Raw genomic sequence first — 13,058 nt, 5'->3', positions numbered from 1 at the left:
CACCCGCACACGACCACGCCCGACCTGTCTTAAGGAAGCGACCATGAAAGTGAATTCGTTGTTCTCCGCCACCGAGCATCATCCCGTGGTGATCACCCCGGACGGGGACGCCAGCCTGCAGGCGCTGCACGACTACCTCGGCAACAACGAGGATCAGGTCCAGCAGTTGTTGCTGCGCCACGGCGGCATCTTGTTCCGCGGCTTCGGCGTGGACGGCGCCGAGGGTTTTCGCGGCAGCGCCGAGCGCCTGGGCGCGCGGCCGTTCGACTACGTCGGCGGCAACTCGCCGCGCAGCCGCGTGTCCGCCGATGTCTACACCTCGACCGAATACCCGGCCAGCGAAGTGATTTCGCTGCACAACGAGATGTCGTACCTGCCGAGCTGGCCGCGCCGGCTGTTCTTCTACAGCCTGATTCCGGCGGCTTCCGGCGGCCAGACCTCGCTGGCCAACAGCGGCGACGTGCTGCGGGCCTTGCCGGAGGACATCCGCGCCAAATTCCGCGACAAAAAGGTCAACTACATCCGCAATTTCCAGACCGAGATTCCGCTGGGCAAGAACTGGCAGACCACCTACCAGACCCAGGACCGCGCCGAGGTCGAGAGCATCGTCGCCGACCAGGGTTCGGTCTGCCATTGGGGCGCCAAGGACGCGCTGCGCGTATCGACCCGCTGCGAGGCCTTCGCTAGCCATCCGCAGACCGGCGAGGAGGTGTGGTTCAACCAGGCCGAGCAGTGGCATCCCTCGGCCTTGAATCCGGCCATCCGCGGCATGTTCGAGCAGGCGCTGGGCGTGGGCAATCTGCCGCACGAATGCGAGTACGGCGACGGCGAGCCGATCGAAGACGACGTGCTGATCGAGATCCGCCGCGCCTTGAACACGAGCAAGTTGCTGTTCGACTGGCAGCGCAACGATCTGCTGATGATCGACAACATCTTGATGATGCACGGGCGCGAGTCGTTCAAGGGCGAGCGCAAGACCTTGGCGTATCTGTCGGCGACCTGAGCGGGCGCCGACGACTGATTGGCGCATTTCGCGCAGCAATGGGGACGGACTTCGCCGAGCCGGCGCGGGCCGACTAAATCTGGGAATGGAGAAACGAAAATGGACGATCCGAATCACTACATCGCCGAAGAGGCGGAAACCGAATACGGCCTGGTGAGCTCCTACAACGAATGGGACCCGCTGGAAGAAGTGGTGGTGGGCCGCATCGACGACGCGGTGGTGCCCGAATGGCATGTCACGCTGGAATCGACCATGCCGGAAGTGTCCTGGGACTTCTTCCGCCGCAACGGCGGGCAGCGTTTCCCGCAGGACATGCTGGACAAGGCCAAGGAAGAAATCGAAGGCTTCGTGCGCGTGCTGCGCAACGAGGGCATCGTGGTGCAGCGGCCGCGGCCGGTCGATCAGCAACTGCCGTTCGCCACGCCGCAGTGGCAAAGCAAGGGCAGCCTGTACTCGGCGATGCCGCGCGATACCTTTCTGGTGGTCGGCAACGACATCATCGAAGCGCCGATGGCCTGGCGCAACCGCTACTTCGAGCCCAACGCGTTCCGGCCGCTGCTCAAGGGCTATTTCAAGAAAGGCGCGCGTTGGACCTCGGCGCCCAAGCCCGAGCTGAGCGACGAGCTGTACCGGCAGGACTTCAAGCATCCCGAATCGATGGCGGAAATGATGTACGCGGTCACCGAGTTCGAGCCGGTGTTCGACGCCGCCGACTTCGCCCGCTGCGGCCGCGATATCTTCGCGCAGAAGAGCAACGTGACCAACGACATGGGCATCGCCTGGCTGCAGCGCCATCTCGGCGACGACTACAGGGTGCATGTGATCGACGTAGTGGACACCCATCCGATGCATATCGACGCCACTTTCACGCCTCTGGCGCCGGGCAAGGTGCTGATCAATCCCGAGCGCATCAACGAGCTGCCGCCGATGTTCGACAACTGGGAGAAGCTGGTTCCGCCGCGCCCGACCATCGACATCACGCAAGAGTTCTCGATGTGCAGCAACTGGATCGTCGCCAACACCTTCATGCTCGACGAGAAGCGGGTGTTCGTGGAAGCCAGCGAAGAGCCGCTGCTGCGCCAGTTCGAGGCCTGGGGTTTCGAGCCGATCCCGTATTCGCTGATCAACTTCAACCGGTTCGGCGGCGGTTTCCATTGCTGCACGCTCGATGTGCGCCGTCGCGGCGGCCTGGAATCGTATTTCGAGTGAGCCGCGCGTCCTTCGTGCCGGCGCCGCGCGGCGCCGGCGCGCCACTTCCGTATCGCGAGTAATCGATCATGTACAGATCCGATCTTTATCACCCCGGCAGCGACATCGCCGACGAGCTCAAGTCGCATTACCAGCGCCTGCACCACGTGCCGTTTCCCGGATTCGTCACGGCCGAGTTCTTTCCCGAGCTCAAGGCCGAGGTCGATCGCCTGCTGGAGCAGTCCAAGCGCCGTGATTTCCTGATGGAGTGCATGGACAATTCGCCGCGGCGCATGAACGTGGTCAACGGCCATACCATCGAGCGCCTATCCACGCTGATCCCGCAGATCTACAACGACCAGCGCATCATCGACTTCCTCTCGCACGTGGTCGGCGAGAAGGTGCTGCCGCTGACCGACGACATCGACCGCTACGTCATCAACCAGCTCAAGAAGTCCTCGGATACCTTCGGCGCGCATTACGACGACTATCCGCTGTCGTTCGTGCTGATCATGGAATCGCCGGGCATCGAAGGCGGCGGCTACGCGGAAATGGTTCCCAACGGCGCGCTGTCGGATCTGGACATCAATCCGATCAAGCTGCCGCTCAAGGCCGCCGACGCGTATCTGCTCAAGACCGACACCACCGCGCACCGGGTCGCGCCGTTGAAGGTCGACGTGCTGCGCACGGCGATCAACCTGGCCTACACCACGGAAAATTTCGTGCCGCGCGCGATCACCGATTCGGCCAACAAGCTGTACGCCGAGGAAGAGGCCTGATGCCGCGTCCAGCGCGGTCCGCATGACGGCGCCGGTGCGCGTCGTCGTGCGGCAGCGCGCGGCCGCCGTGTTCGGGCCGGCCGCTTGCGGACTGCCCCATCGGCCGGCCGTCGCGTCGGCAGATGACTTTTTGCGGCTGGCTGCATCTAAACCATGAACGCTACTTAGAGCTATACGATGCCCCTGCGAGCCATCTTTCCCAGTCCGCGCCCCACCTTGGTCCTGCTGATCGCGTTGACCTGCGCACCCGCCCAGGCGGCCATCGTCATCGACGGCCGCGCGGATGAGCCCGAATGGGAGCAGGCGGTGCGCTACGGCGATTTCAAGGTCACCGACCCGTATCGGCTGAGCTCTCCGGACCCGGGCATGGGCACGCTGGCGCGCTTGCTGTCCACGCCGGAAGGGATCGTGGTCGCATTTCAGGTCGATCAGAAGGCCGGGGTGCCGCGGCTCAAGCCGCGTCTGGAGCGCGACCAGAAACGCGAAGCCGATCGCGTCAATTTCATGATCGACTTCGACGCCGACGGCCGTACCGCGTACAGCTTCACGGTCGGCCTGTCGGGCTCGATCCAGGACGGCGTGCTCACCAACGAACGCGACCTCAATCTCGACTGGGACACCGACTGGACCTGGGCGGTCAGCGAAAGCGAAAACGGCTGGCAGGTGGAAATGCTGATCCCGTGGTCGGTGGCGCCGATGCGCGGCATCGAACAGCCCAACCGCACCGTGGCGGTGTATTTCGGCCGCGTGCTGGGCAGCACCAGCGAGCGCCAGGCGTTTCCGGCGGTGGCCGCCGACCGCAGCCGCTTCCTGTCGGGCTTCGAGCGCCTGGAGATCGCCCAGTACCGCAAGAGCCTGTTCCACTTCTGGCCTTATCTCACCGCGCGCCACGATCTGATCGAGGGCCGGACCAAGTACACCGCCGGCCTGGACGTGTTCTGGAAGCCGTCGCCGGACTTCCAGCTCAACGCCACCATCAATCCGGATTTCGGCCAGGTCGAATCCGACGATCTGGTGGTGAACTTCGACGCGATCGAAACCTTCTACAGCGACAAGCGCCCGTTTTTCACCGAAAACCAAGGCATCTTCGATCTGCGCACGCCCGACGAAGGCCGGCTGGTGCACACTCGCCGCATCGGCGGCCCGGCCGACGACGGCTCCGGCGCCAACGACATCGACGCGGCGGTCAAGCTGATCGGCTCGGTCGGCGCGATGGGCTACGGCGTGCTGGCCGCGTCCGAGGACGGCGCGGCCGGGCGCGACTTCTACGTGGCGCGATTGCAGTATCCGCTCAGCCGCGGCCTCAACATCGGCTGGCTCGGCACCGATGCCGAACGGCCTTATCTGGACCGCTCGGCGCAGGTGCAGGCGCTGGACATGAGCTGGCGGCCGAATGCGAAGTTGATCGTCAACGCGCAGGTGCTGGGCAGCTTCATCGACCAGAAGCGCGAGCGCCGCGACGACACCGGCGCGTGGACGCGGATCAACTGGATTCCCTCCACCAACTGGAGCTACGAGCTGGAGGCCACCCACTTCGGCCGTCAACTCGACTTCAACGATCTTGGCTATCAGCGCCGCAGCAATCTCAACGAACTGGAGCTGACCGGCGAGTACGTGCACCGTCAGCAGAGCCAGACCTCGCGCCTGCGCAGCACCCGCTGGAACCTGGAACTGCAGGCGCGCAGCAACGATCGCGGCGACCGTCTGCCCACCTATCTGATCTTCACCAACGCCTTCAACTTCCGCAGCGGCAACCGGCTGGTGCTGGAGACCAGCGCGATCACCGACGGCTTCGACGATCTGATCTCGCGCGGCAACGGCCTGTGGCATAAATCCGGGCGTTACGGCATGCAGTTGGACATGATCAGCCGGCGTTACGGCGACTGGTCGTTCAGCGCCACCGCCGAGCTGATCGGCCGCGGCCTGTCGGCGCGTCCGGCCAAGGTGCTGACCCTGATCGGCAATTGGTATCCCAGCGACGCCTTCAACGCCGAGTTCGAGATCGGCCCGGAATGGACCGACGACTGGCTGATCTGGGAAGGCGGGCGCAATTTCGGCCGCTACCAGCGTCGGGTCGATTTCGTCGGAGTGAACCTGAGCTGGTTCCCCGGAATCCGCCACGAACTGCGGTTGAAGTCGGAATGGCTGGCGATCCGGGCCGAGGACGGCCAGCGCTATCTGTTGCTGGACAACGGCCGCATGCAGGGCAACGGCCAGGTCCGGCCCGACTTCGACATCAACAACTTCGGCCTGCAGCTGCGCTATCGCTATCTGCTGGGGCCGCAGTCGGACATCTTCGTGGCCTATTCACGCGGCGGGGCGATGCGCCAGGAGCGCGATCGGGTCGGCGGCGGCGAGCTGTTCGACGAAGCGCTGCAACTGCGCGACTCCGACCAATTGCTGGCCAAGATCCGTTACCGCTTCTGAGCCGGCGCAGCGCAAATGGTCCGGACGGGCTAGGATTTCGACTCGGGCTGCGGAGCCGGTCACAAATCGGCTCAAGGTCGGCTAACCGCGGGCCAGGAACCCGCATCGAAGTCAAAATGGCTGACAGCGAAGCGCAATGGATAGCCCAGGCGAGACAAGGCGATCAGCAGGCATTCCGGTGCCTGGTGCAGACCCACGCGCGCAAGCTGCACCTGCTGTGCCTGCGCATCACCCGCGACAACGCCCTGGCCGAGGACGCGGTGCAGGAAGCCTTCTACAACGCCTGGCGCAAGCTGGACGGGTTCGATGAACGCGCCGCGTTCTCGACCTGGCTGCATCGCATAGCCGCCAACGCCGCGCTGGAGCAGCTGCGCCGCAACGCGCGCCATCAGCACGAGCAGACCGAAAGCCGTTACGAGGACGACGCCGAGTCGGATTTTCTCGCCGAGCTGGCCGACGAAGTCCCAGGCCCGGAGGCGCGCGCTTCCGGCGAACAGGTGGCGCGCCAGATCGGCGAGCAGATGGCGATGCTGAGCGTGTCCGAACGCGCCGCGTTCGTGCTGCGCCATTGCGAGGGCCGCGGCCTCGACGAGATCGCCCAGACCTTGTCGATGAACACCGGGCAGTGCAAGCAGGCGATCTTCCGAGCCGTGCGCAAGTTGCGCGGTGCTTTGGAAACTGTGAGGTAGTCATGTCGGATATCAGCGACAACGAATTGATCCTGTTCCGTTACCGCGACGGACTGTCGATGGCGCGCATGCTCGAAATCGAGCTGGCGCTGGCCTGCGAGGTCAGCCTGCGCTCGCGTTACCGGGCCTTGCAGCTGGTGCTGGATGCGGCCGCCAAGGAGCCGATGCCGTCGCCGCCGCCGGATTACGAAGACCGCCTGTGGCAGCGCCTGCAGCCGCGCCTGGATGCGTTGCCGCCGGTGGTTCGCCCGGTGGCGCAGCTGCCCGGGGCGATGCCGGGGCCGACCTTGCGCCATCGCGAACGGCCGCGCTCGCGGCGCTGGCTGTGGATGGCCGGCGGCACCGCCGCGGCGGCCATGCTGGTGTTGGCGATCACTTCGCCGCTGCTGCGCGCCCCGCGCGAGCGCTCCTTGCCGATGGACGGCCTGACCACGGCGCCACCGGTGGCCGTGCCGGCGCCGCTGCAGGCGCCGTCGCCGGCCGCGCGCGAACGCGTGCTCGACGACTACGTCGCCACCCATCTGCGCAAGACCGAGAGCGTCCTGCTTGGCGTGCTCAACGACGAATCCTCGCGCCTGGCCGCGGGCGACGACGGCCACGCCCGCAACCTGCTCGACGACAACCGGCTCTATGCCGCCGCCGCCGCGCGCCGCGGCGACAAGGCGCTGGCCGGATTCCTGCGCACCCTGGAACCGGTATTGACCGAACTTGCTAACCAAACTCCCGACGGCGGCATCCAATTACAACAAGAGGGCTTGCGCGAACTGGTACGCAATGCCGATCTGCTGTTCCAGGTGCGCGTGGTCGAGCAGCGCCTGCAGTCACGCGGCAACACCCGCGCCTGATTCGAACCGCGTCTGATTCGACCTGCGCCCGATTCGAGGTATGTCATCGTGAAAACCCCATCGCGTCTTCTGATTGCCTGTGCACTGCCGCTCGCGCTGTCGCTGTGCTTCGCGGTCAGCGCCGCGTCGGCGCCGGCGGACGAGGCAGGCGCCGCGCAGATCAAGGCCCTGTACCAACAAGGTCACGAGGCCATCGGCGAGGGCGACTGGAGCGAAGCCGATCAGCGCTTCGCCGAACTCGAGCGCCGTCTGCACGGCGGCGCCGGCGCCGATGCCGCCTTGTACTGGCGCGCCTATGCGCTGGCCCAGGCCGGCCGCGCCGCGCAATCGCAGGAACTGGTCAAGCGTTTGCGCAGCGAGCATCCGAACAGCCGCTGGATCGCCGAAGCCGAACGCTTGCAGCGCCGGCCCGCCGGCGCGGCCGCGGCCGTTGCCGGCGGCGAATCCGATCAGGATCGTCTGGAGACCTTGATCGAGCAGCCCGCCGACAAGTCGCTGCCGCAACTGGTGCAGTTGCTGCGTGATGCGAAGACGCCGCAGGCCAAGCGCCGGGTGTTGTTCGTGCTCAGCCAGATCGACGATCCGCGCGCCATGGCGCAGATCGCCGCGGCGGCCGAAGGCGGCGATCCCGCGCTGTCGGCGCAGGCCGTGCATCTGCTCGGTGTGAGCGGTGCGGAAACGCAACTGCGTCAAATCTATTCCAAGACCGGCGACGCGAAACTAAAGCAACGCGCGTTGCAGGCGCTGGGCGTGGCCGGCGCGACCGATGCGCTGGCCGATGCGGCCCGCAACAGTTCCGACACGCAACTGCGGCATGGTGCGGTGCAAGGCCTGGGCGTGTCCGGCGGTGTGGACGCGCTGACGCAGATCGCCGCGGGCGATGCGGATCTGTCCACTCGCCGCGAAGCGATCAAGGCCTTGGGCGTGGCCGGCGGGCAGAAACAACTGCTTGAGCTGTACCCCAAGCTGTCCGCGGTGCCGGAATTGCGCGCGGAAGCCTTGAGCGCCTTGCGCGTGGCCGGCGGCGATCAGGGCCTGTTGACCTTGTACAAGAACGCGAAGACCCCCGAAGAGAAGCAGGCGTTGCTGCGCACGCTCAAGGGAACCGAGAACTGAGCGGCCAGACAGACCCGACATAGCGATGGCTATCGCCGGCCCACCGGCCGGACAACGAATCCGATTACATTCACAACACAAGGAGAGGTAAATGAAAACGGGAAAGCTCAATACGTGGTTCGGACGCATCGTCGTACTCGGCGCGTTCATGGCGATCTTCGGCGCGTTCGGACTCGAAGCGCAGCCCCGGCAGGCGCAGGCGCGCACGGCCTCGGGCTTCACCACCAGCGGCAGCGCGCTGCTGTTGCTCGAAGCGGTGCAGGCCGGCGATCTGGAGACCGTGCGTGAACTCGTGCTCGGCGGCGTCGATGTCAACTCGGTCGTCGAGAACGAAGGCACTGCGCTGATCGTGGCCGCGCGTTCGCGCAATCTGGCGATGGTCAACGAATTGCTGCTGCTGGGCGCCAACGTCACGCTGGCCGCGCGCGGCGACGGCAATCCGCTGATCGCGGCCTCGGGCGCCGCCGGCAACGTGGCGGTGATCGAGCGCCTGCTGAGCGCGGGCGCGGTCGTCAACACCGTCGTTCCGGGCGACGAGACCGCGTTGATCAACGCCTCGCGCAGCGGCAGCCTGGCCAACGTCAAGTCGCTGGTCGAGCACGGCGCCGACGTCAACCTGGCGGTGATCACCGAACTGGGCGTGCGTCGCTCGCCCTTGAACCAGGCCAAGGTTCAGGCGGTTCGCGACTATCTGATCGCGCACGGCGCGCGTCCGTAATCGCGTCGGGACAGGTTCGGGCAAAGGGGCCTCCTTCGGGAGGCCTTTTTTTTGTGTGGCGGTTGGTGGCCGGTTCGGAGCGGGTTGGATCTTCGTCGTGAGCGTGGGCTCGCGCGGCGGGCGAGGGCGTTGGCGAAGCAAGGCGCGATCGGGCCGCGGGTTGGCGGGTGGAGTCGGCGCCGGGGGATCGGGCCGGGCTGGATGCCGGCAAGGGCCGGGGCCGTGTGCCGGGAGGACCGTCAGCCAGCGTCGGGGCCGGGCTCGGCTATTGGCCAGTCCAGGCGACTCGGCCGATTTCAGGCGCCGGGCCGGGGCCGCGACCAGCCCGAAAGCCGCTCCCAGCCTGGGTTGCGGCCGCGGCGGGCCCTACAGCCGCCTGGGATTTGTCCGACCCGCCGGCGCGCCCGGGACCGATGGCGGGGCTCGGCGCTATAATCCATCATCTTGGCCGTACACCCGGCAATTTGAAGGAATCTCATGGCACGCGGCATCAATAAAGTCATCCTGGTCGGCAACCTCGGTAACGATCCGGAGACCAAGTACACCCAGGGCGGCATGGCCGTGACCACCCTCAGCCTGGCGACCACCAGCGTCCGCAAGGACCGCGACGGCAACCAGCAGGAACGCACCGAGTGGCACCGGGTCAAGCTGTTCGGCAAGCTCGGCGAGATCGCCGGCGAATACCTGAAGAAGGGTCGTCAGGTCTATATCGAAGGCTCGATCCGCTACGACAAGTTCACCGGTCAAGACGGCGTCGAAAAGTATTTCACCGACATCATCGCCGATGAGATGCAGATGCTCGGCGGCGGCGAAGGCGGCGGTGGCGGCGGTGGCCGTTCCGAAGGCGGCGGTCGCGGCGAATTCCGTGGCGCTGGCGGCGGTGGCGGTGGCGGCGAGCGTCCCGCGCGTGCGGCTGGCGGCGGCGGTGGCGGTTACGGCGGTGGTGGTGGCGGTAGCCGCGATGCCGGTCCGCGCCGCGAGGCTCCCCCGGCCAAGTCGAACGACTTCGGCGACGATTTCGCCGATGACGATATTCCGTTCTGATATCGACCACGCGCTGAAACGTTGCGTCTAGTGAAAAGGCCTGCTTTTGCAGGCCTTTTCTTTTGTCTGTGCGTTTTGCAGGCAGCGGCCGGGACTCACAATGGAGTCGCCGGAAATTCGTGAACACTTGCTGGTATCCGAGCTGATAGCTGAAGAGCAGTGCTTGTGTCAGCGTAAAAGGCCCAAGGCTGGGCCAGGCAAGCAGGTAAGCGGTGAAGCGCGTCGGGTCGAGTGCGGCGTCCAATTGACGCTTGGAATCCCACGCATTGCCTGCGTGAACAGTCGCGTCGATTTCCTATCCGACAACAGATCGGGCTGAGAAGATCTGCCTCGATGATGTCAGCGAGAATGAACTCGAAACGATGAACTTCGCGCCGATCGGATGCTCGCTGAATCCCGATAGCTCCTGGCCGACACCTTTCGATGTTGCCCGCCGAAGAACAGAGCGGCCTTACAAGAAACAGTCCTCACGACAACGCGCAGAGCACTTCGATGGCTTGAGTCGAAACGATGCTGCCGACAGGAGATCAGTCGTCGCAAGACAGCGGCGCGAAGCGCCACTCGTTTAGCCGATTCAGATAACGCGGGTTTCGAAGCGGTCTTCGCGACCTCATCACGCATGCGTACTCAGACTTTCCGCATAAGAAAGCTAAAGTCGAAGACACGAATCACTCGCTGAATATTCAGTCTTCCAGCATGTACAGGGGCGTGTGGTAAGCAGATGAGGTTGCCGTTCTCCAGCACGCTGTTCGCGTTCGCGCGACCCACCGCCATCCGCTATACCGTCGTCATGGCGCGATTGGCTCATTTCGCCATCGCCGCCGCCCCTGGCTTTGCGATTCTGTCGTGGATGCAGGCCGATCCGTTCGCGCAGGCCGGCCATCATCTGGCCTTGTCGTTCGTCGCGGGGCTGCTGTGCGTGTTGGTGTTCAACACCTTCGACATGTACGGCCGCGACATGTTCAGCAATCTGCTGCTGATCCGGCGGACTTTCTTCGCCTGGTCGGCCACCTTCGGCCTGCTGATGACGCTGCACCAGTTGTCGCGGTTCATCTCGCCGGTCCCGCCCCAAGCCCTGGTGCTGTGGTATTTGCTGAGTTTCGGCCTGTTCGTGCTCAGTCGGCTGGTCATGTTGTCGTTCTTCCAGCGCCGGATCCGCGCCGGGCATTTCATCCAGCGTTCGGTGATCGTGGGCATGACCGAGAACGCGATGCGCCTGGCCGAACAGATTCATCACCGCGCCGACGTGATATCGGGCCTGATCGGCTACATCGACGATCGCCGCTCGCACCGTTTGCACGAAGCGCCGCCGGTCGCCTTGCCGCGCCTGGGCGATATCGGCGCGCTGGAACAATTGATCCGCGACGGCCGCGTCGATCAGGTCCTGGTGGCGCTGCCGGCGCAGGCCCACGGCCGCAATGAAGCGCTCGCGCAGCGGCTGCGCCGTTTGCCGGTACAAGTGCTGCTGATCCCCGACATGACCACCTTCCGTTTCGCCCATCGCCGCATGGTGCCGATGGGCGGCGTGCCGATGTTCGTGGTCGCCGAGCCGCCGTTGCAGGGCTGGTCTCCTTTATATAAGCGCTGCGAGGACATCGTGCTGTCCGGGCTGGCGTTGTTGGCGCTGTCGCCTTTGATGCTGCTGATCGCGCTGGCGGTGAAGCTGGAATCGCGCGGTCCGGTGCTGTTCCGGCAGAAGCGTTACGGCTACAACCAGCGGCTGATCGAGGTCTACAAGTTCCGTTCGATGCACCACCATCTGCGCGACGAACATGCCGACCGGCAGACCGGTCGCGACGATCCGCGCGTCACCCGGGTCGGCCGTTTCATCCGCAAGACCAGCCTGGATGAATTGCCGCAGCTGTTCAACGTGCTCGGCGGCAGCATGTCGATGGTCGGTCCGCGTCCGCACGCCACCGCGACCAAGGCCGCCAACGTGTTGTTCGAAGACGCGGTGGAAGAGTACGTGGCGCGTCATCGGGTCAAGCCCGGCATCACCGGCCTGGCCCAGGTCAACGGCTATCGCGGCGAGACCGACACCATCGAGAAGATCCAGAAACGCGTCGAGTACGACCTGGAATACATCGAAAACTGGTCGCTGTGGCTGGACCTGTCGATCCTGCTGCGCACCGTGCCGGCGGTGCTTTCGGCCGAGGCGGCGTACTGAAATCGCCGGCCCGGTTCATCGGGTTCATACAGCCGGACGCCACATTCACCCCGTCCACGGCGCCGTGACATACAGATCATATAATGTGATGCAAGTCACATTATTTCCGGTCGCCCGAATGTCCCCGCCAGCAGGCGGATCATCCGGCGGATGACCGGATTCCTTTTGTAATCAGTCTATTACGAAGCCGTTGCGGGCGACGCCGCGGCCGGGACGGAAGGCATGATCGAGTGGTTGGGAGGGGGGCGGCCATTGGCTTGCGGCAGGCAGGCGGCGGGGCGGAATTCAGTCCCGCGCCCACGGCCGGCCGGCGCTGCCGCCGCGATTCGTGCGGTGTTCCTGTGCGTGATGCTGATGTGCGCTGTCCTGTCGCCGGCAACGGCGCGCGGCCTCGGCGAAACCACGCCGGCTGAAGACGCCAACGCCGCGATGCAGTTGTCGGCGCGCGACGCGCAGCTTTCCGAAACTGCCGTTGCCGGCGATTACCGCATCGCGCCGGGCGACGAACTCGCGCTGAAATTCTTCTACGTCCCCGAGCTCAACGAAGTCGCGATCGTGCGGCCCGACGGCAGGATTCATCTGCAACTGGTCGGCGAAATCCGCGCGGCCGACCTCACGCCCGAGCAACTGGCCGCGGCGCTCAAGCGCGCGTATGCCGCGAATCTGCGCCATCCCGAAGTCTCGGTCGAAGTCCAGAAGGGCTTCGCCCGGCAACAGGTGTTCGTCGGCGGCGAAGTCGCCCGTCCAGGCGCGCAGCCGCTGCTGCCGTCGCTGACGGTGATGCGCGCATTGATCGTCGCGCAGGGACTCAAGGACACCGCCGCGCCCAACCGCGTGGTGATTCTGCGTCGCGGCGAAGACGGCAAACCGCGGGTCATCCAGGTCAACGTCGCCTCGCAATCGCGCAAGGGCGCCAGCGACGGTAACGACCCTTTGCTGCAACCCTTCGACGTGGTGCTCGCGGTTCCCTCGCGCGTTTCGCGTCTGAACAAGTGGATAGACCAATACGTGCGCCGAAACCTGCCGGTCAATGTGGGCTTCTCCTACGACCTCAACGACAACCGGTCGGGTTATTGAATGGA

Annotated in this window: 11 protein-coding genes; all 11 read left to right on the top strand. The window is 65.3% G+C overall.

The window, feature by feature from the left end:
• The first annotated feature begins 43 nt into the window (after positions 1 to 43).
• The 11 genes from AB4Y92_RS06095 (at position 44) to AB4Y92_RS06045 (ending at position 13,053) form a co-directional block, all read left to right on the top strand.
• Positions 44 to 1,003 (top strand): TauD/TfdA family dioxygenase, encoded by a 960-nt coding sequence (locus AB4Y92_RS06095; RefSeq protein WP_441818812.1) that lies wholly within the window; start codon positions 44 to 46, stop codon positions 1,001 to 1,003.
• Between the two features lie 99 nt (positions 1,004 to 1,102).
• On the top strand, positions 1,103 to 2,212 hold the full coding sequence (locus AB4Y92_RS06090) for a hypothetical protein (RefSeq protein ID WP_441818811.1): 1,110 nt from the start codon (positions 1,103 to 1,105) through the stop codon (positions 2,210 to 2,212).
• 68 nt (positions 2,213 to 2,280) lie between these two features.
• A complete protein-coding gene (locus tag AB4Y92_RS06085; RefSeq protein ID WP_441818810.1) occupies positions 2,281 to 2,970 on the top strand; it encodes a HalD/BesD family halogenase in 690 nt (229 codons plus the stop codon).
• 177 nt (positions 2,971 to 3,147) lie between these two features.
• Positions 3,148 to 5,397, top strand: a complete 2,250-nt coding sequence (locus tag AB4Y92_RS06080; protein WP_441818809.1) for a DUF5916 domain-containing protein — start codon at positions 3,148 to 3,150, stop codon at positions 5,395 to 5,397.
• Positions 5,398 to 5,513: 116 nt separating this feature from the next.
• Positions 5,514 to 6,086 (top strand): RNA polymerase sigma factor, encoded by a 573-nt coding sequence (locus tag AB4Y92_RS06075; protein ID WP_057943819.1) that lies wholly within the window; start codon positions 5,514 to 5,516, stop codon positions 6,084 to 6,086.
• 2 nt (positions 6,087 to 6,088) lie between these two features.
• Entirely contained in the window at positions 6,089 to 6,931 is an 843-nt protein-coding gene (locus tag AB4Y92_RS06070) for a hypothetical protein (RefSeq protein WP_441818808.1), read from the top strand.
• A 48-nt stretch (positions 6,932 to 6,979) separates the two neighbouring features.
• Positions 6,980 to 8,047: a hypothetical protein gene (locus tag AB4Y92_RS06065; RefSeq protein WP_441818807.1), complete on the top strand. Its 1,068-nt coding sequence runs from the start codon at positions 6,980 to 6,982 to the stop codon at positions 8,045 to 8,047.
• A gap of 91 nt (positions 8,048 to 8,138) precedes the next feature.
• Positions 8,139 to 8,765: an ankyrin repeat domain-containing protein gene (locus AB4Y92_RS06060; protein WP_441818806.1), complete on the top strand. Its 627-nt coding sequence runs from the start codon at positions 8,139 to 8,141 to the stop codon at positions 8,763 to 8,765.
• 477 nt (positions 8,766 to 9,242) lie between these two features.
• A complete protein-coding gene (ssb, locus tag AB4Y92_RS06055; RefSeq protein ID WP_441818805.1) occupies positions 9,243 to 9,809 on the top strand; it encodes a single-stranded DNA-binding protein in 567 nt (188 codons plus the stop codon).
• A 721-nt stretch (positions 9,810 to 10,530) separates the two neighbouring features.
• Positions 10,531 to 11,976 carry an undecaprenyl-phosphate glucose phosphotransferase gene (locus AB4Y92_RS06050; protein WP_441818804.1) on the top strand — a complete coding sequence of 482 codons (1,446 nt, stop codon included), beginning with the start codon at positions 10,531 to 10,533 and terminating at the stop codon, positions 11,974 to 11,976.
• A 354-nt stretch (positions 11,977 to 12,330) separates the two neighbouring features.
• Positions 12,331 to 13,053, top strand: a complete 723-nt coding sequence (locus tag AB4Y92_RS06045; protein WP_441818803.1) for a polysaccharide biosynthesis/export family protein — start codon at positions 12,331 to 12,333, stop codon at positions 13,051 to 13,053.
• Positions 13,054 to 13,058: the final 5 nt, after the last annotated feature.

The sequence above is a fragment of the Lysobacter sp. TAB13 genome (genome assembly GCF_052113885.1).
GTDB classification, from domain to species: Bacteria; Pseudomonadota; Gammaproteobacteria; order Xanthomonadales; family Xanthomonadaceae; genus Lysobacter; species Lysobacter gummosus.
Note: the sequence above shows the minus strand (reverse complement) of the source record. Positions and strands in the feature narration are given on the sequence as shown.